22 protein-coding genes and 2 pseudogenes are annotated in these 24,040 nt (G+C 70.9%); 12 read left to right on the top strand and 12 right to left on the bottom strand.

The features are described 5' to 3' along the window. Window positions 1-83 precede the first annotated feature (83 nt). The 7 genes from pyrH (at window position 84) to ABTY04_RS17010 (ending at window position 8,141) form a co-directional block, all read left to right on the top strand. Entirely contained in the window at window positions 84-863 is a 780-nt protein-coding gene (gene pyrH, locus ABTY04_RS17040) for a UMP kinase (protein ID WP_030162523.1), read from the top strand. Window positions 864-948: 85 nt separating this feature from the next. After that, window positions 949-1,506 carry a ribosome recycling factor gene (gene frr / locus ABTY04_RS17035; RefSeq protein WP_030298420.1) on the top strand — a complete coding sequence of 186 codons (558 nt, stop codon included), beginning with the start codon at window positions 949-951 and terminating at the stop codon, window positions 1,504-1,506. After that, on the top strand, window positions 1,506-2,582 hold the full coding sequence (locus ABTY04_RS17030; protein WP_352214141.1) for a phosphatidate cytidylyltransferase: 1,077 nt from the start codon (window positions 1,506-1,508) through the stop codon (window positions 2,580-2,582). Before frr ends, ABTY04_RS17030 begins: the two co-directional genes overlap by 1 nt. Before the next feature lie 160 nt (window positions 2,583-2,742). Further along, window positions 2,743-3,855, top strand: a complete 1,113-nt coding sequence (rlmN, locus tag ABTY04_RS17025) for a dual-specificity RNA methyltransferase RlmN (protein ID WP_352214140.1) — start codon at window positions 2,743-2,745, stop codon at window positions 3,853-3,855. 478 nt (window positions 3,856-4,333) lie between these two features. Continuing rightward, entirely contained in the window at window positions 4,334-5,434 is a 1,101-nt protein-coding gene (locus ABTY04_RS17020) for a thiamine ABC transporter substrate-binding protein (RefSeq protein WP_352214139.1), read from the top strand. Continuing rightward, entirely contained in the window at window positions 5,410-7,110 is a 1,701-nt protein-coding gene (locus ABTY04_RS17015; RefSeq protein ID WP_352214138.1) for an ABC transporter permease, read from the top strand. The genes ABTY04_RS17020 and ABTY04_RS17015 overlap by 25 nt, the downstream gene beginning before the upstream one ends. Continuing rightward, on the top strand, window positions 7,110-8,141 hold the full coding sequence (locus tag ABTY04_RS17010) for an ABC transporter ATP-binding protein (RefSeq protein ID WP_352214137.1): 1,032 nt from the start codon (window positions 7,110-7,112) through the stop codon (window positions 8,139-8,141). The genes ABTY04_RS17015 and ABTY04_RS17010 overlap by 1 nt, the downstream gene beginning before the upstream one ends. Before the next feature lie 26 nt (window positions 8,142-8,167). On the opposite strand, the gene ABTY04_RS17005 is transcribed toward ABTY04_RS17010, so the two are convergent. From ABTY04_RS17005 to ABTY04_RS16980, 6 genes are all read right to left on the bottom strand, one after another. Further along, window positions 8,168-9,079, bottom strand: a complete 912-nt coding sequence (locus ABTY04_RS17005; protein ID WP_352214136.1) for a DMT family protein — start codon at window positions 9,077-9,079, stop codon at window positions 8,168-8,170. A 91-nt stretch (window positions 9,080-9,170) separates the two neighbouring features. Continuing rightward, window positions 9,171-10,262 (bottom strand): LOG family protein, encoded by a 1,092-nt coding sequence (locus tag ABTY04_RS17000; protein WP_352214135.1) that lies wholly within the window; start codon window positions 10,260-10,262, stop codon window positions 9,171-9,173. Window positions 10,263-10,288: 26 nt separating this feature from the next. After that, window positions 10,289-11,362 (bottom strand): hypothetical protein, encoded by a 1,074-nt coding sequence (locus tag ABTY04_RS16995; RefSeq protein WP_352214134.1) that lies wholly within the window; start codon window positions 11,360-11,362, stop codon window positions 10,289-10,291. Then, window positions 11,344-12,153 carry an ABC transporter ATP-binding protein gene (locus ABTY04_RS16990; protein ID WP_352214133.1) on the bottom strand — a complete coding sequence of 270 codons (810 nt, stop codon included), beginning with the start codon at window positions 12,151-12,153 and terminating at the stop codon, window positions 11,344-11,346. Before ABTY04_RS16990 ends, ABTY04_RS16995 begins: the two co-directional genes overlap by 19 nt. A 158-nt stretch (window positions 12,154-12,311) precedes the next feature. Beyond that, window positions 12,312-13,673 (bottom strand): aspartate aminotransferase family protein, encoded by a 1,362-nt coding sequence (locus ABTY04_RS16985; protein WP_352214132.1) that lies wholly within the window; start codon window positions 13,671-13,673, stop codon window positions 12,312-12,314. A gap of 3 nt (window positions 13,674-13,676) precedes the next feature. Beyond that, window positions 13,677-14,180: an Lrp/AsnC family transcriptional regulator gene (locus ABTY04_RS16980; RefSeq protein WP_352214131.1), complete on the bottom strand. Its 504-nt coding sequence runs from the start codon at window positions 14,178-14,180 to the stop codon at window positions 13,677-13,679. A gap of 169 nt (window positions 14,181-14,349) precedes the next feature. Here ABTY04_RS16980 and ABTY04_RS16975 point away from each other — a divergent pair, with 169 nt between their 5' ends. The 3 genes from ABTY04_RS16975 to ABTY04_RS16965 all read left to right on the top strand — a co-directional run bounded on the left by ABTY04_RS16975 (window position 14,350) and on the right by ABTY04_RS16965 (window position 17,632). Then, on the top strand, window positions 14,350-15,789 hold the full coding sequence (locus ABTY04_RS16975; RefSeq protein ID WP_352214130.1) for a gamma-aminobutyraldehyde dehydrogenase: 1,440 nt from the start codon (window positions 14,350-14,352) through the stop codon (window positions 15,787-15,789). A 104-nt stretch (window positions 15,790-15,893) separates the two neighbouring features. Further along, window positions 15,894-17,072: a polyamine ABC transporter substrate-binding protein gene (locus ABTY04_RS16970; RefSeq protein ID WP_352214129.1), complete on the top strand. Its 1,179-nt coding sequence runs from the start codon at window positions 15,894-15,896 to the stop codon at window positions 17,070-17,072. Window positions 17,073-17,167: 95 nt separating this feature from the next. Next, window positions 17,168-17,632, top strand: coding sequence for a hypothetical protein (locus tag ABTY04_RS16965; protein WP_352214128.1), 465 nt, complete (start codon window positions 17,168-17,170; stop codon window positions 17,630-17,632). A gap of 3 nt (window positions 17,633-17,635) precedes the next feature. Here the strand turns inward: ABTY04_RS16965 and ABTY04_RS16960 are convergent, their stop codons facing one another. The 5 genes from ABTY04_RS16960 to ABTY04_RS16940 all read right to left on the bottom strand — a co-directional run bounded on the left by ABTY04_RS16960 (window position 17,636) and on the right by ABTY04_RS16940 (window position 22,644). Further along, window positions 17,636-18,853 carry a serine hydrolase domain-containing protein gene (locus ABTY04_RS16960; RefSeq protein ID WP_352214127.1) on the bottom strand — a complete coding sequence of 406 codons (1,218 nt, stop codon included), beginning with the start codon at window positions 18,851-18,853 and terminating at the stop codon, window positions 17,636-17,638. A gap of 147 nt (window positions 18,854-19,000) precedes the next feature. Further along, window positions 19,001-19,702 carry a response regulator gene (locus tag ABTY04_RS16955; RefSeq protein ID WP_352214126.1) on the bottom strand — a complete coding sequence of 234 codons (702 nt, stop codon included), beginning with the start codon at window positions 19,700-19,702 and terminating at the stop codon, window positions 19,001-19,003. After that, complete coding sequence (locus ABTY04_RS16950) at window positions 19,699-20,892, bottom strand: sensor histidine kinase (protein ID WP_352214125.1); 1,194 nt, start codon at window positions 20,890-20,892, stop codon at window positions 19,699-19,701. The genes ABTY04_RS16955 and ABTY04_RS16950 overlap by 4 nt, the downstream gene beginning before the upstream one ends. Beyond that, on the bottom strand, window positions 20,889-21,596 hold the full coding sequence (locus ABTY04_RS16945; RefSeq protein ID WP_502996655.1) for a glycerophosphodiester phosphodiesterase: 708 nt from the start codon (window positions 21,594-21,596) through the stop codon (window positions 20,889-20,891). The genes ABTY04_RS16950 and ABTY04_RS16945 overlap by 4 nt, the downstream gene beginning before the upstream one ends. 22 nt (window positions 21,597-21,618) lie before the next feature. Beyond that, entirely contained in the window at window positions 21,619-22,644 is a 1,026-nt protein-coding gene (locus ABTY04_RS16940; RefSeq protein WP_352214123.1) for an adenosine deaminase, read from the bottom strand. A 111-nt stretch (window positions 22,645-22,755) separates the two neighbouring features. Here ABTY04_RS16940 and ABTY04_RS16935 point away from each other — a divergent pair, with 111 nt between their 5' ends. Then, window positions 22,756-23,409, top strand: a complete 654-nt coding sequence (locus tag ABTY04_RS16935) for a DUF4190 domain-containing protein (protein WP_352214122.1) — start codon at window positions 22,756-22,758, stop codon at window positions 23,407-23,409. Window positions 23,410-23,434: 25 nt separating this feature from the next. Here ABTY04_RS16935 and ABTY04_RS16930 read toward each other — a convergent pair. Next, a pseudogene (locus ABTY04_RS16930) lies at window positions 23,435-23,884 on the bottom strand (vWA domain-containing protein); the annotation flags it as partial. Between ABTY04_RS16930 and ABTY04_RS41165 the strand changes: the two are divergent. Next, a pseudogene (locus ABTY04_RS41165) lies at window positions 23,885-23,965 on the top strand (carboxyvinyltransferase); the annotation flags it as partial. Window positions 23,966-24,040: the final 75 nt, after the last annotated feature.

The following is a 24,040-nucleotide window of genomic DNA, read 5'->3' as shown; positions in this document are numbered from 1 at the left end:
CTGACGAGGAGGCCATTGCCGCAGAGGGAACCGCGAGGACCCACCGGCAATGGCCTTCTTCGTATGTGCACGAGGAGATCTCCATGAATCAGGGCGTGGACCCCCACACCGCTTCCGACGACAAGAGCGACCACGACAAGAAGGGCCGCCGCTTCATGCTGAAGCTGTCGGGCGAAGCCTTCTCCGGTGGTGGAGGACTGGGCGTCGACCCCGACGTCGTCCATGCCATCGCGCGCGAAATCGCCGCGGTGGTCCGTGACGGCGCGGAGATCGCCGTCGTGATCGGCGGCGGAAACTTCTTCCGCGGCGCCGAACTCCAGCAGCGCGGCATGGACCGTGCGCGGTCCGACTACATGGGCATGCTCGGCACCGTCATGAACTGCCTCGCCCTCCAGGACTTCCTGGAGAAGGAAGGCATCGACTCCCGTGTGCAGACGGCCATCACCATGGGCCAGGTCGCGGAGCCGTACATCCCGCTGCGCGCCGTACGGCACCTGGAGAAGGGGCGCGTCGTGATCTTCGGCGCCGGCATGGGCATGCCGTACTTCTCCACCGACACCACGGCCGCCCAGCGCGCCCTGGAGATCGACGCCGAGGCCCTGCTCATGGGCAAGAACGGCGTCGACGGCGTCTACGACTCCGACCCGAAGAAGAACCCCGACGCGGTGAAGTTCGACGCACTGGAGTACAGCGAGGTGCTCTCCCGCGACCTCAAGGTCGCCGACGCCACCGCCATCACGCTGTGCCGCGACAACAAGCTGCCGATCCTGGTCTTCGAGCTGCTCGCCGAGGGCAATATCGCCCGCGCCGTCAAGGGTGAGAAGATCGGCACGCTCGTGAGCGACCAGGGCACCCGGGCCTGAGCGTCCCGACGCCGGGCCCGGCCCCGCAGGGCCGAGCCCGCCCCGCCCGCCTGAACCATCCATATCTGACATGCAGGAGCACGTGGTGATCGAAGAAATCCTCCTCGAGGCCGAGGAGAAGATGGAGAAGGCCGTCGTCGTCGCCAAGGAAGACTTCGCCGCGATCCGCACCGGTCGTGCGCACCCGGCGATGTTCAACAAGATCGTGGCGGACTACTACGGCGCCATCACCCCCATCAACCAGCTCGCGTCCTTCTCGGTGCCCGAGCCGCGCATGGCGATCGTGACCCCGTTCGACAAGAGCGCCCTGCGCAACATCGAGCAGGCCATCCGCGACTCCGACCTGGGTGTCAACCCCAGCAACGACGGCAACATCATCCGGGTGACCTTCCCCGAGCTGACGCAGGACCGCCGCAAGGAGTACATCAAGGTCGCGCGCACCAAGGCCGAGGACTCCAAGGTCTCGATCCGCTCCATCCGCCGCAAGGCGAAGGACGCCCTCGACAAGCTCGTCAAGGACAAGGAGTCCGGCGAGGACGAGGTGCGCCGCGCGGAGAAGGAGCTCGACGACACCACCGCGAAGTACGTCGCGCAGGTGGACGAGCTGCTCAAGCACAAGGAAGCCGAGCTCCTCGAGGTCTGATGAACGACTCTCCCTGGGCCACGGAGCCGGTTCCGGCGGGTCCCGCATACGATGCGCTGGTGGGCCCGCACACTCGGCCCATGTCCATCGTGCCCGATGCCGCCGGCCGTGACTTCGACGACCGGGAAGTACGCGATCGGGGGGCCGCCGCCGACGGTGGCTTCCCGATCCGCACCGAGATGCCGCCGCAGGAGCCCATGCCCAGCCCCCCGCCCCCGCCCTCGCAGGCACCGCAGGACGCCTCGCCCCCGCCGCAGAAGAAGCGGGCTGGGCGAGACCTGCGTGCCGCCATAGGGGTCGGTGTCGGCCTCGGTGCGGTGATCTTCGCTTCGCTGTTCATCGTCAAGGCGGTCTTCGTCGGCGTCATCGTCGTCGCGGTCGTCGTGGGCCTGTGGGAGCTCACCTCCCGGCTCCAGGAGAAGAAGGGCATCAAGGCGCCGCTCGTCCCGCTCGCGGTCGGCGGCGCCGCCATGGTCATCGCCGGATACGTCCGGGGGGCCGAGGGTGCCTGGGTGGCCATGGCCCTGACCGCGCTGGCCGTCCTGGTCTGGCGGATGACCGAGGCGCCCGAGGACTACCTCAAGGACGTCACGGCGGGTGTCTTCGCGGCGTTCTACGTGCCCTTCCTGGCCACCTTCGTCGCGATGCTGCTCACCGCCGACGACGGCCCGCAGCGGGTGGTCACCTTCCTGGTCCTGACCGTGGTCAGCGACACGGGGGCCTACGCGGTGGGCTGGCGCTTCGGCAAGACCAAGCTGGCGCCGCGCATCAGCCCGGGCAAGACCCGCGAGGGGCTGATCGGCGCGGTGGCCTTCGCGATGGCCGCCGGCGCGCTGTGCATGGAGTTCCTGATCGACGGGGGCGCCTGGTGGCAGGGCCTGCTGCTCGGTCTCGCCGTCGCGGTCAGCGCCACGCTGGGCGACCTCGGCGAGTCGATGATCAAGCGGGACCTGGGCATCAAGGACATGGGTACGCTGCTGCCGGGCCACGGTGGCATCATGGACCGGCTCGACTCCCTGCTGCCGACCGCCCCGGTGGTGTGGCTGCTGCTGGCGGCATTCGTCGGCACGGGCTGAAACCGGCCTCCGCGGCTTCCGGCCCGGGGGCGGTTCACCGGAGCGACCCCGCTGAGCCGGGACGACGTAGATCCAAAGTCTCCGGGTGGGTCCGGGCGGTTACTCTTGAAAGGCGCGCTGCTTCTGCGGCGCGCCTTTCGTCTTACGAGGAGTACCAGCCATGGCCCGCCCCGTCCCGGGAGAGCTCACCTTCGTCGCCCCTCGCGGAGCAAAGAAGCCGCCCCGGCATCTCGCCGACCTCACGCCCGAGGAGCGGCGCGAGGCGGTCGCCGCGATCGGTGAGAAGCCCTTCCGGGCCAAGCAGCTCTCGCAGCACTACTTCGCCCGGTACGCGCACGACCCGGCCGAGTGGACCGACATTCCGGCGGGCTCGCGCGAGAAGCTCCAGCAGGAGCTGCTCCCCGAGCTGATGAACGTCGTCCGGCACATCTCGTGCGACAACGACACCACCCGCAAGACCCTGTGGAAGCTGCACGACGGCACCCTCGTCGAGTCCGTGCTGATGCGCTACCCCGACCGGGTCACCATGTGCATCTCCTCGCAGGCCGGCTGCGGCATGAACTGCCCGTTCTGCGCCACCGGCCAGGCGGGTCTGGACCGTAACCTGTCCACTGCCGAGATCGTCCACCAGATCGTCGACGGCATGCGCGCCCTGCGCGACGGCGAGGTTCCCGGCGGCCCGGCCCGGCTTTCCAACATCGTCTTCATGGGCATGGGCGAGCCGCTGGCGAACTACAAGCGGGTCGTCGGCGCCATCCGCCGCCTCACCGACCCCGAGCCCGACGGCCTGGGCATCTCGCAGCGCGGCATCACCGTCTCCACCGTCGGCCTGGTCCCGGCGATGCTGCGGTTCGCCGACGAGGGCTTCAAGTGCCGCCTCGCGGTCTCGCTGCACGCCCCGGACGACGAGCTGCGCGACACCCTCGTCCCGGTGAACACCCGCTGGAAGGTCCGCGAGGTCCTCGACGCGGCCTGGGAGTACGCCGAGAAGTCCAGCCGCCGGATCTCCATCGAGTACGCCCTGATCCGCGACATCAACGACCAGGCCTGGCGCGGCGACCTCCTCGGCCGCCTGCTCAAGGGCAAGCGCGTCCATGTCAACCTGATCCCGCTGAACCCGACGCCGGGCTCGAAGTGGACCGCCTCGCGTCCCGAGGACGAGCGGGCCTTCGTGGAGGCCATCGCCCGCCACGGCGTGCCGGTGACCGTACGCGACACCCGCGGTCAGGAGATCGACGGCGCGTGCGGGCAGCTGGCCGCGTCGGAGCGCTAGACGCTGTCGTCAAAGTAGCGCCGGTCCGGCCCGCGGCGTCCGGTGCCGTGCATCGCAAGGCGGAGGGGCTCCCGATTACTGGGCGTACTTGGGTGCCCCGACAACGCTGGGGGCACCTCCCAGCGGTAGCTGGGGGACGAGGTGCGGTGCCGGGCGTCGCGGGCCTGGGGGCACCTCCCAGCGGTAGCTGGGGGAGGGACTTTGACGACAGGGCCTAGCCCGCGGCCTGGGCTTTTCTCCGCCGCGATTCGGCCACGGGGTACCCTGTGGCCGAACCAATTGCATATTCCGACAGGGGAGCGCCACAGCGCTGAGAGTGCGGCAACCGTCATCCGCAGACCCTCTGAACCTCGCCCCGGTCATTCGGGGTAGGAAGTTCGGTCACCACTCAAGCTGTTGCGCCCTGCCCGGCTACCGCTCGCACTGAGCGCCGGGCAGGGCCGCGTCTTCTCCTGGTCATCCCAGGAGGAATTCACCAGTGAGCACCACCAAGAAGTTCGCGGGCGCAGCGCTCGCGGCCGCGCTCGGCGTCGCCACGCTCAGCGCCTGCGGCGGCGACGCCAAGGACAAGTCCGCGTCCGGCGCGAGCGAGGCGCCGAAGTCCAAGACGGTCACGCTCGTCTCCCACGACTCCTTCAACGTGACCGAATCGGTCCTCAAGGAGTTCGAGCAGCAGAGCGGCTACACCGTCAAGGTCCTGAAGTCCGGGGACGCGGGCGCCGCCCTCAACCAGGAGATCCTCACCAAGGGCTCCCCGCGCGGCGACGTCTTCTTCGGTGTGGACAACACGCTCCTCTCGCGCGCCCTCGACAACGGGATCTTCACGCCGTACGAGGCCAAGGGCCTGGCCGGCGTGAAGCCCGAGTACGTGCTCGACAAGGAGCACCGGGTCACCCCGATCGACTCCGGCGACATCTGCGTCAACTACGACAAGGCCTACTTCGCCGACAAGAAGCTCGCCCCGCCGCAGACGCTGGACGACCTGATCAAGCCGGAGTACAAGAACCTGCTGGTCACCGAGAACGCGGCGACCTCCTCGCCGGGTCTCGGCTTCCTCCTGGCCTCCGTCGGCAAGTACGGCGAGGACGGCTGGAAGGACTACTGGACCAAGCTGAAGGCCAACGGCGTCGAGGTCGTCGACGGCTGGGAGCAGGCCTACAACGAGCGCTTCTCGGGCTCCGCGGGAGGCAAGAAGGCCAAGGGCGACCGCCCGCTGGTCGTCTCCTACGCCTCCAGCCCGCCGGCCGAGGTCCTCTACGGCGACCCGCAGCCGGCCGAGGCCCCCACGGGCGTCTCCACCGGCACCTGCTTCCGCCAGGTCGAGTTCGCGGGCCTGCTCAAGGGCGCGAAGAACCAGGAGGGCGGCAAGGCGCTCCTGGACTTCCTGGTGAGCAAGAAGTTCCAGGAGGACATGCCGCTCCAGATGTTCGTGAACCCGGTGACCGAGGACGCGAAGCTGCCGGAGCTGTTCACGAAGCACGGCGTGGTCGTCGAGAAGCCCGAGAACGTCGCTCCGGAGACCATCGCCAAGAACCGTGAGCAGTGGGTCAAGACATGGTCCTCGCTCGTCGTGAAGTAGGACGCGAGAGCACTCCTGCGAAGGAGGGCGCACGCGGTACGGCCGTCAGGCTCGCCCTGATCGCCGTACCGCTCGCCTTCTTCGGGCTGTTCTTCGCCTATCCCGTCGCCGCGATCGTCGGCCGGGGGATCAAGACCGACGAGGGCTGGCAGTTCGGCCGGATCGGCGAGGTGCTGGCCCGGCCCGACATCGCCGAGGTGCTCTGGTTCACCACCTGGCAGGCCTTTGCGTCCACGGCGCTCACGCTGCTGATCGCACTCCCCGGCGCGTACGTCTTCGCGCGCTTCGAGTTCCCCGGGAAAGAGCTGCTGCGGGCGCTGGTCACGGTCCCGTTCGTGCTGCCGACGGTCGTGGTCGGCACTGCCTTCCTGGCGCTGGTCGGGCGGGGCGGGCTGCTGGACGAGCTGTGGGGCGTCCGGCTCGACACCACCGTGTGGGCGATCCTGCTCGCGCACGTCTTCTTCAACTACGCCGTCGTCGTACGGACGGTCGGCGGCCTGTGGGCGCAGCTGGACCCGCGCCAGGAGGAAGCCGCCCGGGTGCTGGGCGCAGGGCGGTTCGCCGCCTGGCGGCGGGTGACCCTGCCCGCGCTCGGGCCGGCGGTGGCCGCGGCCTCGCTGATGGTGTTCCTGTTCACCTTCACCTCCTTCGGCGTCGTGCAGATCCTGGGCGGGCCTTCGTACGCCACCCTTGAGGTGGAGGTCTACCGGCAGACCGCCCAGCTGCTGGACCTGTCGACGGCCGCCGTCCTCACGATGGTCCAGTTCGTGGCGGTCGGGCTGATCCTCGCCGTCCACGCCTGGACCGTGCGCAGGCGGGAGACCGCGTTGCGGCTGGTGGACCCGGCGCGGACCGCGCACCAGCCGAGCGGGCCGGGGCAGCGAGCCCTGCTGGGCGGGGTGCTGCTCACGGTGGCGCTGCTGATCGTGGCGCCGCTGGCCGTGCTGGTGGAACGTTCCTTCGATGCCCCGGGCGGGTACGGGTTCGGCTTCTACCGCGCGCTCCAGGACGCCGGCGCCGGCGGCGGAACGTTCCTGGTGCCTCCGCTGGAGGCGATCTGGAACTCCCTGCAGTACGCACTCGCCGCCACCGCCATCGCCCTGCTGATCGGGGGGCTCGCGGCAGCGGCACTGACCCGGCGCGGGGGGCGCTTCGTGCGCGGGTTCGATGCGCTGCTGATGCTTCCGCTCGGGGTGTCGGCGGTGACGGTCGGTTTCGGCTTCCTGATCACCCTGGACGAGCCGCCTCTGGATCTGCGGACCTCGTGGATCCTGGTGCCGCTGGCGCAGGCGCTGGTGGGCGTGCCGTTCGTCGTACGGACCATGCTGCCGGTGCTGCGCGCCGTGGACGCGCGGCTGCGTGAGGCCGCGGCGGTGCTCGGGGCGTCCCCGCTGCGGGCCTGGCGGGAGGTGGATCTGCCGCTGGTGCGGCGGGCGCTGCTGATCGCGGCCGGGTTCGCCTTCGCCGTCTCGCTCGGGGAGTTCGGCGCGACCGTCTTCATCGCGCGGCCCGACCGTCCGACGCTGCCGGTGGCCGTGGCGCGGCTGCTGGGGCGTGCCGGTGAGCTGAACTACGGGCAGGCGATGGCCCTGAGCACGATTCTGATGCTGGTGTGCGCGGCGTCCCTGCTGGTGCTGGAGCGGCTGCGCCCCGACAAGACCTCGGGAGAGTTCTGATGACGTTGCTCGAACTGGCCGGGGTGTCGGTCCGCTTCGGCGAACGCGCAGTCGTCGACTCGGTGGACCTGGAGGTCGCCGAGCAGGAGACCGTGTGCGTGCTCGGACCGAGCGGAAGCGGCAAGTCCACGCTGCTGAGGGTCGTCGCCGGACTCCAGCCGGTCTCGGCCGGGCGGGTCCTGCTGGGCGGTGCGGACCAGGCGCGCGTGCCCGTACACCGGCGCGGGGTCGGCCTGATGTTCCAGGACCACCAGCTGTTCCCGCACCGGAACGTCGGCGGGAACGTCGCGTTCGGCCTGCGCATGCGCGCCGCCGGGCGGTCGTCGAGCCGCTCGTACGAGGCCCGCGTCGCGGAACTGCTGGAGCTGGTCGGGCTCCCCGGGTCCCAGGGCCGCTCGGTGTCCTCCCTGTCGGGCGGTGAACAGCAGCGGGTCGCCCTGGCCCGGGCGCTGGCCCCGTCACCGCGGCTGCTGATGCTCGACGAACCGCTGGGGCAGCTGGACCGGGGGCTGCGCGAGCGGCTGGTGGTGGAGCTGCGGGGGCTGTTCTCCCGGCTCGGGACCACGGTGCTGGCCGTCACCCACGACCAGGGCGAGGCCTTCGCCCTGGCCGACCGGGTGGTGGTGATGCAGGAAGGGCGGATCGCGCAGGCCGGGACCCCGCTGGCGGTCTGGCAGCGGCCGGCCTCGGAGTTCGTGGCGCGGTTCCTCGGGTTCGAGAACGTGGTCCCGGCGACGGTTTCGGGCGGGGCCGCGGCGACCGCGTGGGGCAAGGTCCCGGTGCCGACCGGGTCCCCGGAGGGCGAGCAGCGGATCCTGATCAGGCCGGCGGGAGTCGTCCTCGCCGCCGCCGGCCTGCGCTGCGAGGTGCTCGCCCGCACCTTCCGCGGCACGCACGTGGCGCTTCGGCTGCGGCCGGAGGCGGGGCCGGTTCTGGAGGCCGAGTGCGCCCTGGCCGCGGCCCCGGCCGTGGGCGACCGGGTCGCGGTGTCGTTCACCCCGGCCGAGGTGGTCGTCCTCCCGGCGGCGTGAGCGCTGCGTTCGGGCGGGCGCCGCGGTCAGGCAGCCGGGGCCGGTTCCGGGGCCGGTTCCGGGGCGTCGGCTCCGGCCGCGTCGTGGTTGCCGTACCAGGCGACCGCGACCGCGCCCGTGACGGCCAGGACGAAGCCGAGGACCGCGAGCCACGCCAGGCCCGGCCGGGACGCGTCGCCCAGCCACAGCACGCCGATCGCACCCGGCAGAACGGTCTCGCCGACCACCAGCGCGGCCGTCGCGCCGTTCACCGAGCCGATCTGGAGGGCGACCGTGTGCAGGTACATGCCACCGACGCCGGCCAGCAGGATGGCGTAGAGGGCCGGGTCGGCGAGCAGCGTCCCAAGGTCGAACGGGTCGATGCCGTCGAGGATCCGGACGCCGACGCCCAGCGCGCCGAAGGCCAGGCCCGACAGGAGGCCCGCCAGGATCGCCGCCCGGGCGCCCAGGAGACGGACGGCCACCGTGCCACCCGCGATGATCAGCAGCGTCACCGCGAACAGCCACCAGTGCGTGGCCATCGGGGCGTGGTGGCCGCCCTCGTGGCCCGCCGCCGTCGCCAGCAGGACCAGCGCCGCGCAGACGACCCCGATCGAGGCCCATTCCTTCCGGGTCAGCCGGATGCCCAGCATCCTCACGCTGAGTACGGCCGTGATCACCAGGTTGGCGCTGATCACCGTCTGGGACAGGAAGAGGGGCAGCAGCCGGGCGGCCAGTGCGCCCAGCCCGAAGCCCACGAAGTCGAGGATGGTGCCGACGATGAATTCCCACGTCATCGCCGCCTTGGCGGTCGACGAGAGGTTGGGGCCGCCGTGCGCGGTCACGCCGGCGGCGGCCGGGGACGTCCGGGCCGCCCTGCGTGAGCCGACGGCTTGCAGGACGGACCCCGTGCCGTAGCAGATGGACGCCGCGATCGCGGTCAGCAGGCCTATGAGCACCGAGGGCTCCGTTCACGTCTGGCAGGGTTTTGCGCTTTGATTACCTAAGGCAGACGTGTGATCGGGCCGGGAAGTTGCCTCGGGCCGCTGCTCACTTCATCGCGGCGAGTGCGGCGGGAACCTCGTCCACCGAATCGACCAGTGCTATCCGGGACTCCATCGCGCGGCCGCGCGCCAGCGCTTGCAGCAGCGGCCACGCCGGCAGGTGCTCGGTCCAGTGAGCGCGTCCGACGAGCACCATCGGGGCCGGCTCGCCCCGCGACCCGTAATAGTTCGGCGTGGCGTTGTCGAAGATCTCCTGGAGGGTGCCCGCTGCGCCCGGCAGGAAGACGACCCCCGCGGTCGACCGGGCGAGCAGCCCGTCCTCCCGGGTGGCGTTCGCGAAGTACTTGCCGATGTGGCCGGCGAAGGCGTTCGGCGGCTCGTGCCCGTAGAACCAGGTCGGGATCCCCACCGAATCGCCGCCGCCGGGCCAGCGGCCCCGTACGGCGAACGCCGCCTGCGCCCAGTCGGACACCGAGGGCTCGAACGAAGGGGCCTTGGCCAGGATCTCCAAGGCCTCCGCGAGGGCCTCGTCGGGGGCGGGCGCCAGGTAGGCGCCGAGGTTGGCCGCCTCCATGGCGCCGGGGCCGCCGCCGGTGGCCACCGTCAGCCCGGACCGGGCCAGCTCCCGGCCGAGCTCCGCCGCGCCCCGGTAGTCCAGCCCGCCGCGGGCCATGGCGTGGCCGCCCATGACGCCCACCACCCGGGCGCCGGCGAGGTGCTCGTCGAGGGCGTCGGAGATCGCGTCGTCGTGGACGGACCGCAGCATCGAGGAGAAGACGTCGCCGTCCGCCTTGGTCTCCTGGAACCAGGCGTACGACTGGGCGTCCAGCGTGGCCTCGTAGCCGGCGGACAGCCCGGTGAACAGCTCGTCGGCGGTGTACAGCAGGCCGCGGTACGGGTTGAACGGCAGGTCCGGCACCGGAGGGAAGACCAGCGCGCCGTCCGCGCGCACCTTTGCCGAGGCGTCGGGCTCCATCGCGCAGCCCAGGAAGACTGCGGTGGAGGTGTCGGCGGACAGCAGGGCGAACGTGCGCTCCAGCAGGTTGACCGACTGGATCCGGTAGCCGCTGAGCGAGCCGCGGGCCACGACCTGGTCGAATTCGGCGAGCGTCTCGATCTCGATGTCTGCGTTGACCATTCGGCCCACCCTAAGGGCTGCCCGTGTCAGCGGGTCAACGCCAGCGACGTCAGCTGTGCCACACCCCACACGACCGGTGCGCACACCGCGAGCAGCGCGGCGGCCCGCAGGGTCGCGGCTGTACGCAGGACCGTGCCGGCGGCGCCGAGGTCGTGCAGGGTCGCGCGGGTGGCGGAGCGGTCCTGGCGGACCTCGACGGCGCAGGTGAGCAGGGTCGCGGCCACGCACAGCACCACCAGGGCGCAGGCGGGTCCCGTCAGCGGGCCCAGCGGGACGGCGATGCCGCCGTGTTCGCGCAGGGCCGCGGCGGTGAGGGCGCCCGCGCCGACCGCGCACAGCACCCCGAGCGGGCGGCCCAGTCGGGGCGCCTCCTCCTGGAGGGCCCGCCCGGCCAGCAGCCGCAGTCCGCCCGGGCGGGCCGCCTGGACCAAGGCCCCGCAGGCGTAGGCCAGTCCCGGGCCCGCGAGGGAGAGCCCGACGGCGGTGAGCGCCCAGCCGGCCGGCATCCCGGCGCCGCCGAGGCCCGCGTACGCCTCGACCGCCAGTCCGCAGGCGGTGAGTGCGATGCCCCAGGGCAGGGCGGTCTGCGGGGCCAGCGGCGGGTGCGGGCGCAGGGCGAGGGCCGTCGCGGCCGAGGCGGTGAGCGGGAGCAGGGCCAGCAGGGTGAGGGCGGCCGCCACGGGCAGCGGCCGGTCGGCGTGCAGCAGTCCGGCCCCGGCGCCGTCGAAGGGCAGGCCGGTGAGGTCGCCCCGCAGGTGCAGGAAGGCGGCCAGGGCGAGGGCGCTGCCCAGGGTGCACGAGACGGCGGTGGAGAACGCCGCGACGAGGGTGAGCCGTACGGGGCCCAGCCCGACGGCGTCCAGGCCTTCCCGGGGCCGGGTCGCGGGGTCGGTCCGGGCGACGGCGACTGCGAACTGCACGGTGACGGCGAGCGGGATCAGGGCCCACAGCAGGCGGGGGAACGATCCGGCAGGCCGGGCGGTGGCCCCGGCGAGCACGTAGAGCAGGAGGAATCCGGTGCCGGCGCAGGCGGCGGCGACCAGCAGCCGGCGCAGCTGGACGAGCGGGCGGGCGCCGCGGGCTAGGCGGAGAGCGAGCACGCGGCCTGGCCTTCCGGGGTCTCGTCGGGAGGGCCCCCGACGCCGTCCACGCCGATGGCGACGGCGGCAGCGGCCTCGGCGGGGCGGCCGTCGAGCAGCTCGACCCGGCGCTCGGCGACGGCCGCCGTCTCCTCGTCATGGGTGGCCAGCAGCACGGTGATCTCGTGCGAGCGGGCCGCGGTGGTGAGGTTGCGGAGCAGCAGGGCCCGCTCGGCGCGGTGCAGCGGGGCGGTGGGCTCGTCGGCGAAGACCACCGCGGGCTCGTTGACCAGGGCCCGGGCGAGGGCGACCCGCTGGGACTCGGCGCGGGTCAGTGCGCCGGGGCGCTTGCGGGCGAACGCGCCGAGGTCGAGGCGGTCCAGCCATTCGCAGGCGACGGCCTTGGCGGTCCGGTGGGAGCTGCCGGCGATGAGCAGGGGCAGTGCCGCGTTCTCCCACACCCTGAGCTCGGGCAGCAGCATCGGATCGGGGCCGATCCAGCCGAACCGGTCTAGGCGCATCCGTTCGCGGGAGGCGGCGCTCATGGTGTGGACGGGCGCGCTGTTGAACCAGATCTCGCCCTGCTCGGGCACCAGGTGTCCGGCCAGGCAGCGCAGCAGGGTGGTCTTCCCGCTGCCGCGCGGGCCGGTCAGGGCCAGGATCTCGCCCTGGCGGACGCCGAGCGAGACTCCGACGAGGCCGGGTGAACCTCCCCCGGACTTCGTCCGGGGGGACCCCCAGTGGGAGTAGTGAACGGACCGTGCCCAGAGGACGTCATTGTCCGGTGGGGCGTTGTCCGATGGAGCCACCATGGCGTACACCTCCGTCCGGGGGAACGAAGCGGAACCGGTTCAGTCACTGGCGCCGCACTGAGATGTAAAGAGATGAACGTCTTGGATGGTGACAGCACACGGCCCGGACCCCCGCGTTCTCACTCGAACGGAGGATCCGGGCCGCGGGGCCGGACGATTTACAGCTTGGTCCACGCCTCGGTGAGCACCGAGCGCAGGATGCCTTCGATCTCGTCGAAGGTGCCCTGGTCCGCGGTCAGCGGCGGGGCCAGCTGGATGACCGGGTCGCCACGGTCGTCGGCACGGCAGTACAGGCCGTTGTCGAAGAGCGCCTTGGAGAGGAAGCCGTAGAGCACGCGCTCCGTCTCCTCGTCCGTGAAGGACTCCTTGGTGACCTTGTCCTTGACGAGCTCGATGCCGTAGAAGTAGCCGTTGCCGCGGACGTCTCCGACGATCGGCAGGTCGTGCAGCTTCTGCAGCGTCTTGAGGAAGGCGCCCTCGTTGTCCAGCACGTGCTGGTTGAGGCCTTCCTTGTCGAAGATGTCGAGGTTGGCGATCGCCACCGCGGACGACACGGGGTGTCCGCCGAAGGTGTAGCCGTGCAGGAAGGTGTTGTCACCCTTGTAGAACGGCTCGGCGAGGCGGTCCGAGATGATGCAGGCACCGATCGGGGAGTAGCCCGAGGTCATGCCCTTGGCGCAGGTGATCATGTCCGGTACGTAGTCGAACTTGTCACAGGCGAACATCGTGCCGAGGCGGCCGAAGGCGCAGATCGTCTCGTCGGAGACGAGGAGCACGTCGTACTCGTCGCAGATCTCGCGGACCCGCTGGAAGTACCCGGGCGGCGGCGGGAAGCAGCCGCCGGCGTTCTGCACCGGCTCCAGGAAGACGGCGGCGACGGTGTCGGCGCCCTCGAAGAGGATCTGCTGCTCGATCTGGTCGGCGCACCAGCGGCCGAAGGCCTCGGGGTCGTCGCCGTGGATCGGGGCGCGGTAGATGTTGGTGTTCGGCACCTTGTGCGCGCCGGGGACCAGCGGCTCGAACGGGGCCTTCAGGGCCGGCAGGCCGGTGATGGACAGCGCGCCCTGGGGGGTGCCGTGGTAGGCGACCGCACGCGAGATGACCTTGTACTTGGTGTGCTTGCCCTGCAGCTTGAAGTACTGCTTGGCGAGCTTCCACGCGGTCTCGACGGCCTCGCCGCCACCGGTGGTGAAGAAGACCTTGTTCAAGTCGCCCGGCGCATAGTGGGCGAGGCGCTCGGCCAGCTCGACGGCCTTGGGGTGCGCGTACGACCACACGGGGAAGAAGGCGAGTTCCTGGGCCTGCTTGTAGGCGACCTCGGCCAGTTCCTTGCGGCCGTGACCGGCGTTGACGACGAACAGTCCGGCGAGACCGTCCAGGTAGCGCTTGCCCTTGTCGTCGAAGATGTAGGTGCCCTCACCCCGCACGATGGTGGGGACGGGGGAGTTCTCGTACGACGACATGCGGGTGAAGTGCATCCACAGGTGGTCGTACGCGGTCTTGGAGAGGTCCTGGCTCACGGGCTATCGAGTTCCCCACATGTAGGTCTGCTTCTTCAGCTTCAGATAAACGAAGCTTTCGGTTGATCGCACGCCGGGGAGCGCGCGGATCTTCTTGTTGATCGTCTCCAGCAGGTGGTCGTCGTCCTCGCAGACGATCTCCACCATCAGGTCGAACGAACCCGCGGTCATGACCACGTACTCGCACTCGGCCATCTGGGTCAGTGCGTCGGCGACCGGGTCGAGGTCTCCCTCGACGTTGATGCCGACCATGGCCTGGCGTCGCAGGCCCACGGTGAGCGGGTCGGTGACGGCGACGATCTGCATGACGCCCTGGTCGAGCAGCTTCTGTACGCGCTGGCGCACCGCTGCCTCCGAGAGGCCGACGGCCTTGCCGATCGCCGCGTAGGGGCGGCGACCGTCCTCCTGCAGTTGCTCGATGATCGCCAGGGACACAGCATCGACCGAAGGGGACGGTTGTCTGTTCCTGGAATCTGCGCTTCGACTGACCACGACCACACTGTGCACGAGGAGTCGTCTGTTCCGCAAGACGGAATCGATGAAATCCGTTGTTTGAAGACTTGGATCTCACTGATTTCGTAGTTGGCTGTGTCTGGCCCTGTCGAAAGCATCCGCCGAGAGGCTAGGCTTGGGATTCGTCTCAACCATTGGACATGTGATCAGGAGTGTGGCTGTAGTGACCACCGAACTGCGTCGTCTGCGCAACTACATCGGCGGAGAGTTCAAGGACGCCGCCGACGGGCGGACCACCGAGGTGGTCAACCCCGCCACCGGCGAGGTGTACGCCACCGCCCCGCTCTCCGGCCAGGCCGATGTCGACGCCGCCATGGCCGCGGCCGCGGCCGCGTTCCCGGGCTGGCGCGACACCACCCCCTCGGAGCGGCAGAAGGCCCTGCTCAAGATCGCGGATGCCTTCGAGGCGCGCGCGGACGAGCTCGTGGCCGCCGAGTCGGAGAACACGGGCAAGCCGCTGGGCCTCACGGCCAGCGAGGAGCTGCCGCCGATGGTGGACCAGATCCGCTTCTTCGCGGGCGCGGCCCGTCTGCTGGAGGGCCGCTCGGCCGGCGAGTACATGGACGGGATGACCTCGATCATCCGCCGTGAGCCGGTCGGCGTATGCGCCCAGGTGGCGCCGTGGAACTACCCGATGATGATGGCCGTGTGGAAGTTCGCCCCGGCCATCGCCGCGGGCAACACCGTGGTGCTCAAGCCCTCGGACACCACCCCGGCCTCCACCGTCCTGATGGCCGAGATCATCGACTCGGTCCTGCCCAAGGGCGTCTTCAACGTCGTGTGCGGCGACCGCGAGACCGGCAAGGCCATGGTCGAGCACTCCACCCCGGCGATGGCCTCCATCACCGGCTCGGTTCGCGCGGGCATGCAGGTCGCCGAGAGCGCCTCGAAGGACGTCAAGCGCGTCCACCTGGAGCTCGGAGGCAAGGCCCCGGTCGTGGTCTTCGAGGACGCCGACATCGCCAAGGCCGTCGAGGACATCGCGGTCGCCGGCTACTTCAACGCCGGCCAGGACTGCACCGCCGCGACCCGTGTCCTCGTGCACGAGTCCATCCACGACGAGTTCGTGTCCGCCCTCGCCAAGGCCGCTGCCGAGACCAAGACCGGGCAGCCGGACGACGAGGACGTGCTCTACGGCCCGCTGAACAACCCGAACCAGCTCAAGCAGGTGGCCGGCTTCATCGAGCGCCTCCCGGCGCACGCCAAGGTCGAGGCGGGCGGCCACCAGGTCGGCGACAAGGGCTACTTCTACGCCCCGACCGTCGTCTCGGGCCTCAAGCAGGACGACGAGATCATCCAGAACGAGGTCTTCGGCCCCGTCATCACCGTCCAGTCCTTCGCGGACGAGGCCCAGGCCCTGGAGTACGCGAACGGCGTCGAGTTCGCCCTCGCCTCCTCCGTCTGGACCAAGGACCACGGCCGCGCGATGCGGATGTCGAAGAACCTCGACTTCGGCTGCGTGTGGATCAACACCCACATCCCGCTCGTCGCCGAGATGCCCCACGGCGGCTTCAAGAAGTCCGGCTACGGCAAGGACCTCTCCGCCTACGGCTTCGAGGACTACACGCGCATCAAGCACGTGATGACCTCGCTCGACGGCTGATCGGTCCCCGCGGGGACCGCATCGTTCACCGAAGGAGCTTGAGAGGGCGGGCAGTAGACAATGTGTCTATTGTCCGCCCTCTTCTCGTCCCCGAGGCTTTCCCCATGCCTGAACTCGCCTTCTCCCGCCGCGCGGCGCTGCGCGGCCTCGGTGCCGCCGGCCTGTTCGCGGCCCTTGCCGGCTGCGGCGTGCCTGCCGCCTACGTCCCAGAGGACCGGCGGGGAGGCCCGGACCGCTCCGACCGGGACAAGAGGGTCGCCTTCTCCAACTGGCCGTTGTACATCGACACCGACGACAAGGACGAGGAACGCCGCCCCACGCTCGACGCCTTCTCGGAGAAGACCGGCATCGAGGTCCGGTACACCGAGGAGATCAACGACAACGACGAGTTCTTCGGCAAGGTCAGCCCGGCCCTGATGAACCACCAGGAGACCGGCCACGACCTGGTGGTGGTCAGCGACTGGATGGCCGCCCGCTTCGTCCACCTGGGCTGGGCCCAGAAGATGGACCGTGCGGCGCAGCCCAACGTGACCGCCCACCTGGATCCGCAGCTGCGGTCCCCCGCCTTCGACGAGGGCCGCCTGCACACCGTCCCGTGGCAGTCGGGGATCACCGGTATCGCCTACAACCGCAAGGCGCTGGGCCGCGAGATCAAGTCCGTCAAGGACCTGTGGCACCCGGACCTGGCCGGCAAGGTGACCCTCTTCTCCGGCCTGGACGAGTCCTTCGCCCTGCTCATGCAGGGCAGCGGCGTGGACGTCACCCGGTGGACCGAGTCCGACTTCCACCGGATGTGCGATCAGGTCGAGAGCATGGTGAAGAAGAAGCACATCCGCCGCTTCACCGGCAACGACTACACCTCCGATCTGAGCAAGGGCGACGTCCTGGCCTGCCAGGCGTACTCCGGCGACGCCATCCAGCTCCAGGCCGACAACCCCGACATCGAGTTCGTGGTCCCGGAGGAGGGCGCCGAGCTCTGGGCGGAGAGCCTGCTCGTCCCCAACCTGGCCCGGCACAAGGCCAACGCCGAGGCCCTGGTCGACTACTACTACGCCCCGGAGGTGGCCGCCGAGCTGGCCGCCGCCGTCAACTACGTCTGCCCGGTCCCGGCCGCCCGCGAGGTCCTGGCCGGCTCTGGCGAGAAGGAGACCGCCCAACTCGCCGAGAACCCGCTGATCTTCCCTGACGAGGAGATGCGCAAGCGGCTCGCCGTGGCCCGGGACATCTCCTCAGCCGAGCGCCGCTCCCTCGCCCAGTGCTGGAATGCCATCGTCGGCCTCTGACGGCCGAGGGGAGAACGACCACGATCCTGCCACCGAACTGAACGCGTTCAGGATTTTGGCTGAACGTGTTCAGAAACGGGCGTACGCTTCTTTCCATGAGCGAGAGAAGCGCCCTTCAGCGGCGTATCCGTGCCTGGCTGGTCCTGTTCATCGTCTGCCTCGTGCTCAGCGGGCTCACGGCCTTCCCCCTGGTCAGCGAGCTCCACTGGGCCAATGCCCTCGTGTCCCACGAGTGGCTGCGACGGGTGGGGGACGGGCTGGACCAGGCCGATGCGGACTACCCCTTCCTGCTCTACGGCACCGACTGGCTCGCCTTCGCCCACCTGGTCATCGCGGTTTTCTTCTACGGAGTCCACCGCGACCCCGTCCGCAACATCTGGATCGTCGAAGCCGGCATGATCGCCTGTGCCGGCGTGATCCCCCTCGCCCTGATCTGCGGTCCCATCCGCGGCATCCCCTTCGGGTGGAGCGTCATCGACATGTCGTTCGGCTTCTTCGGGGTCATACCCCTGCTGGTGCTCCGCCGCATGATCAAGCGTCTTGAGGCGCTGCCCGCCTGACGGTCACTTGGCGAAGGCGGCCATCACGATGCAGAAGGCCACCGGGCTCATGTCCTGGCCCTTGGCGTCCGTGGAGTTGACCGAGTAGACGAGCGTGCGGGAGAGATCGCGCGTCCCGCCGATCACGGTGCTGTATCCGTACCGGGAGCCCGTCTTGCCGTAGACCACCGTGCGGTCCGGCAGCACGAACCGCTTCATCCCCGCCGTCTGCACGGCGTCCTCCCCGGACTCGGAGTCCTTCACCGCCGGCACCGTGAACATCTCCTCCAGCTGCGCCTTCGGCACCACCCGGCCGCCGAACAGGGCCTGGGTGAACTTCTCCAGATCCGACGTGGTCGATATCAGGTCCCCGGCAGCCCAGTTGGACGAGGAATTCCACTCGGTCACATCGACCAGCGACGTCCCGCCGCCGGGCTGCCCGACCGCCTGGTAGCCGTGGTGGTGCGGACCCGCCAACCGGTTCTCCGCACGCGCCGGAACCGAAGTGCGGCGCAGGCCCAGCGGCTTGAGGATCCGCGTGGACAGGGCCTGCTCGTACGTCGTCCCTGTCAGCTTCTCGATCAGCACGCCCAGCACCGTGTAGTCGATGTTGAGGTAGTGCTGCTTCTCGCCCGGCCGGAACTCCGGCCCCTTCGCCGCCGCTTCGGCGATCAGCGTGTGCGGATCGACCACGTCGAACCGGTGCGCGTACTGCGCCTCGAACGAGTCCCCGGGGCCGTCGGCCGGCTGTATGCCGCTCGTGTAGTTCAGCAACTGCCGCACGCTGATGGGCTCGAAGCCCTTCGGGCCGCCCGGCAGCAGGCCCGGCAGATACTCCTGCACCGGCTTGTCCAGATCGACCTTGCCCTCGGCGGCCAGCTGGAGAACCACCGCCGCCGTGAACGTCTTGGTCACCGACCCCGCTCGGAACCGGGCGTCGTCCATGGCCTTGCGCCCCGTGCGGACATCGGCCACCCCCGAACTGCCCACCCAACTCCCGCTCGTACCGCTCACCCTGACCAGCGCCGCCGTCGCGTCCTTGTGGTCCGGGCCGAGGCCGGCGATCGCCTTCCGCAGCGCAGCCGCATCCGGCGGGGTCGTGTAGGCGGGCGGCGCCGTGACGCCCGCGGTCACCGCTCCGGTCACCGGCGCGGCCGCCGGTGCGGCATGGGCGACGGCCGGGCCGGCCGCGATGCCCAGCACCAGGGCGGTGGCGATCAGCGTGCGCATACGGACATTCATGACGGGAACCCCCTGTGAGCCATCCGGGCCCCAGCAGCCCCGATGACTCAATGCTGCAGGTCACAGGGGTGCCCGCGTATCACCACCGAGAGGGGTCTTCACCGGTACGACAACTCGCCGGTGCGAGGGAGGCGACTCGCCCGCCTCTCACTCCCCAGAGGGAGATACCCGGGAGCCGGCCCCGGCCCCGGCCGCGATCAGGCCCGTCTCGTACGCGCAGATCACCGCCTGGATCCGGTCCCGCAGTCCCAGCTTCGCCAGCACGTTCCCCACATGCGACTTCACCGTGTGCTCACTGACCACCAGCGCGGCAGCGATCTCCGCATTCGACAGCCCCCGCCCCAGATGCAGCAGCGTCTCCCGCTCCCGCGCCGTCAGCACCTCCAGGCGCTGGGCGGGCAGCGCCCCGGCGGCCGCCGGCCGCGCCGTCGCCGCCGTGTACTCCTCGATCAACCGCCGCGCCACCGAAGGCGCCAGCAGCGACTCGCCCGCCGCCACCACCCGTACGGCATGCACCAGATCGTCCCGCCGCACGTCCTTCAGCAGAAAGCCGCTCGCCCCCGCGTGGAGCGCCTCGTACACGTACTCGTCCGAGTCGAAGGTCGTCAGCATCACCGTCCGGCACGCGCTCTGCGCCGAGATCGCCCGGCACGCCTCGATCCCGTCGAGCACCGGCATCCGGATGTCCAGCAGCGCCACGTCCGGCTCCAGCTCCCGAACCGCCGCCACCGCCGCCGCGCCGTCCCCGGCCTCCGCGACGACCTCGATGTCCTCCTGCACGTCCAGGATCATCGCGAACCCGCTGCGCACCAGCTCCTGGTCGTCGGCCACCACCACACGGATCGTCAACTCCCCACCTCCAGCGGTGAGGTTACTAGGACGACGCGGACCGAGAACCCCGGGCCACCGGGGACCGGACCGCAGACGGCCGTGCCGCCGTGGGCCGCCGCCCGCTCCCGGATCCCGATCAGCCCGTGCCCGCCGGGCGTCCCCCCGGCCGCGGCCCCCGCTCCCGGTCCCCGCCCGTCGTCCACCACCGACACCGTGAGCGTCCGCGGCCCGTACTCCAGCCGTACGGACACCTCCGACGCCCCGGCATGCTTCACCACGTTCGTCAGTGCCTCCTGGACCACCCGGTGCACCGTCGCCTCCAGCGCCGCCGGCAGTGCGCGCACCGCGCCCGTCCGCTCGTAGGACACCTGCGGCCCGCTGCCGCGGACCCGCTCCAGCAGCTGCGGCAGCTCCTCGATCCCCGGCTGCGGCGCGCGCGGAGCCGCCTCCTGCGCGCGGTCCGTCCGCAGCACGCCCAGCATGGTCCGCAGCTGCGCCATCGCGTCCCGGCCTGTCTCGGCGATCGCGTCGAAGGCCGCCTCGGCCCGCTCAGGGGCCCGGCGCACCGCCACCGGACCGGCCTCCGCCTGCACGATCATGATGCTGACCGCGTGCGAGAGGATGTCGTGCATCTCCCGTGCTATCCGGGCCCGTTCGCGCGCCGCCGCCTGTTCCGCCTCGATCCGGTTCGCCCGCTCCAGCTCGGCGGCCCGCGCCTCGATGGCCGCCGTGTACGCCTGGCGGGTGTGCTGCAGGCGCCCCAGCACGTACGCCGCGGCGAAGACGAACAGTGCGAACAACAGCTCCCTGGTGGTCCCGGTGTTGAGCGCCACGGAAGCGAGGATCAGCCCGGTCAGGGTCACGCCCATGGCGATCCGCACCCGCGCCGGGCACAGGAGCGCCATCGTGTACACGCCGATCAGCGGGGCGTACGGCAGTGGCTGCCCGGGGCCGTCCAGCGCCAGTGTGTACACCGAGCCGGCCACGACCATCCCGAAGATCGCCGGCACGGGTGCCTGCCGCCGCCACACGAGCGGAACGTTCCCCAGCGTCGTCAGCAGGTACGCCGGCCAGGTGGCCGGCGAATCCAGCGGATCCCGGGGCACGACGAACGGAATCGTCGTCGCCACCTGGACCAGGAGCGTCAGCCCCAGGTCCTGCCACCGCGGATCCGCCCGCCGGATCCGCTCCCCCCAGGCGCGTATCACCGGCCGGACAGCCCGAGCCCGGCCCGCACGCCGGCCAGTGCGTCCACGCGGTTGGTGGTGACGGAGTCCACCCCGGCGGCGATCAGCCTGCGCATCGTCCACGGGGTGTCCGCGGTCCAGGCCGAGACCAGGAGGCCATCCTTGTGGAGGGCATCCGTCAGCTCCCGGCCGACCAGTCCGAAGCGGTAGTTGAGCCAGGCCGGCGCCACCGCGTCGATCAGCACCCGGCGGGGCGGCGCCAGCGTGGTCCACGTCAGCGCGATCTCGGCGCCCGGATCGGCGGCGCGCACGGCCAGCATGGTGGCGGGGCCCGCGCAGTAGTACGCACGCTCGCGCGCCCCGCACTCGCGGACCTGGCCGACGACCGTCCGCACGGTCTCGGCCGTCGCACCGGGCAGGTCGATCATCACCCGGCCCGCGCCGGCCGCCGACAGGGCCTCGCGCAGCGTCGGTACCGCACCGTCCGTCAACTCCTTCAGCTGCGGGGCCGTGACGGCGTCGAGCCGCACGTCGTGGCCCCACAGCCGCTGGAGCGTCTCGTCGTGGAGCAGGACAGCCTCCCCGTCCCGGGTCAGCCGTACGTCGATCTCGACCGCGTCCGCCCCGCGTACGAAGGCCGACCGGATCGAGGGCAGGGTGTTCTCACGGGCACGGTACGGATCTCCGCGGTGGCCTACGGCAGTCAGGGTGCGCATGACTGCCATTGTCGGCGTTCCCAGCAGTCCGTCAGCGCGCCAGCCAGGCGGAGGTGTAGGTGTCGATCTCCGCGCTGAGCTTCGCCTTGCCGGCATCGTCCAGGAAGGAGGCCTCGACGGCGTTCTTCGCCAGCTGCGCGAGCCCGCGCTCGTCGAGGTCGAGGAGCCGGGCGGCGACCGCGTACTCGTTGTTGAGGTCGGTGCCGAACATCGGCGGGTCGTCGCTGTTGATGGTGACGAGCACGCCCGCCGCGACCATCTCCTTGACGGGGTGCCGGTCCAGGTCGGTCACGGCGCGTGTGGCGATGTTCGAGGTCGGGCAGACTTCGAGCGCGATCCGGTGCTCGGCGAGGTAGGCGAGGAGTTCCGGGTCCCGGGTGGCGCTGGTGCCGTGGCCGATGCGCTCGGCGCCCAGCTCGCGGATCGCGTCCCAGACCGTCTCTGGGCCGGTGGTCTCGCCGGCGTGCGGCACGCTGTGCAGGCCGGCGGCGCGTGCGGCGTCGAAGTACGGCTTGAACTGCGGGCGCGGGACGCCGATCTCGGGGCCGCCGAGGCCGAAGGAGACCAGGCCCTCCGGGCGCAGGTCGACGGCGAGGCGCGCGGTCTCGGCGGCGGCCTCCAGGCCGGCCTCACCGGGGATGTCGAAGCACCAGCGCAGGATGACGCCGAGTTCGGTCTCGGCGGCCTTGCGGGCGTCCTCGATGGCCTCCATGAAGGCCTTCTCGTCGATGCCGCGGCGGGTCGAGGAGTACGGGGTGATGGTCAGTTCGGCGTAGCGGATGTTCTGCCGGGCCATGTCGCGGGCGACTTCGAAGGTCAGGGTGCGTACGTCGTCGGGGGTGCGGACCAGGTCGACGACGGAGAGGTAGACCTCGATGAAGTGCGCGAAGTCCGTGAACGTGAAGTAGTCGGTGAGCGCCTCGGGGTCGGTGGGGACCTTGGAGTCGGGGTGGCGGGAGGCGAGTTCGGCCACGATGCGGGGAGAGGCGGAGCCGACGTGGTGGACGTGGAGTTCCGCCTTGGGCAGCCCTGCGATGAAGGGGTTCAGGTCGGGCATGAGGGCGCCTCCGGGAGAACGCTGGTACGGACGGATCGGGCTTCATCGTAGGCAGCCCCGGGGGCTGTCGGCGGCAGCGCATAGCATGGCCGTACGAGAGGGGGGCGCCGCATGACCGACCAGAGCCCCGAGCCGAGGGACCCGTGGGCGCCGCCGGAGCGGCCGGCGGTGGAGCTCGGCAAACCGCAGCCCGCGCCGGGCGTTCCGGGTTCGCCGTCCGTGCATGACCAGGCCACGGTCGCGGGGATGCCGGGGGCCGACCTTCCGCCGGCGCAGATACCGGTGCCGGACCCGGCGCCCGCTCCGACGCTGCCGCCCGTGTACGGGTACCCGGCCCAGCCGGACCCGGGCGGCTACGCCTACCCAGGACCGCCGCCCGCGCAGCCGGTGTACGGCCACCCCGGCTATCCGGGCCACCAGGGATACCCCGGGTATCCCGGATACCCGGTCTATCCGGCGAAGAGCAACGGCTTCGGGGTCACCGCCCTCGTCCTCGGCATCGTCGGCGTGGTCACCTGCTACCTGGGCCTCCTGTTCGGAGTCCCCGCCGTCGTCTTCGGCGTCCTGGGCCGCGGCAAGGCGCGGCGCGGCGAGGCCGACAACGGCTCGATGGCGCTGGCCGGCATCATCCTGGGTGCGGTCGGCATCGTGATCAGCATCCTGATGATCGCGCTCGTGATCGCGGGCGTCCTGCTCGGCGACCCGGGCAGGGGCTCCGACTTCGACGGCCCGTCCTCGCACACGCAGATCCGCGAGAAGGTCTGACGCGGAGCGCGCAGAGCGCAGAAGCCGTCGGGTCGCCGCCGTAGGGGTACGTCGCCTGCTCGTCCGTGACGGTCAGGACCCGGTCGTGGCCCTTGTGGTACGGCCGTACGGCCTCGGCGGTGCAGGTGCCGCCGAGGTCCTCGAACCGCTCCAGCACCTTCAGCACGGACTCGCCCCGGCCGTACGGGACCTGCTTGCTGTCCGTCCCGAACTGCACCAGGTCCGCGTCCTCGGCGCGCAGCGCCGGCACCGTGCCGAAGACGGCGGCCGCATCGGCCCGCTCGAGCTGCGAACGGTCCGACAGCGGCGGCGGCATCGACCCGGAGCGGTCCACGAGCACCAGCGTCCGCCCGGGCAGGGCCGGTACGTTGGCCAGCGAGTGGCCGAGCGCCGGCTCCTGCGGGTACGCCCAGCGCGGCGAGGGCGCGTGCTGGCAGGCGGCCAGGTAGCGGAACGGCAACTGTTGGGACCGGGCGAACCCGACGCCTCCACCGCCTCGTACTTCTTCGCGGCGGCCGCGGTCACCGGGACGAGCGTCACCGTGCCCGGGTTCGGCCGGCGCACCGGGAGGTGCGTGACGCAGGTGTCCAGAGTTCGAGGCCGGCGAAACCACGTGGTGCTCTGCCAACCG

The sequence above is a fragment of the Streptomyces sp. NPDC097981 genome, assembly GCF_040302565.1.
Taxonomy (GTDB): domain Bacteria; phylum Actinomycetota; class Actinomycetes; order Streptomycetales; family Streptomycetaceae; genus Streptomyces.
The sequence above is the reverse complement of the archived record's forward strand: the minus strand, read 5'-3'. Positions and strand labels throughout refer to the sequence as shown.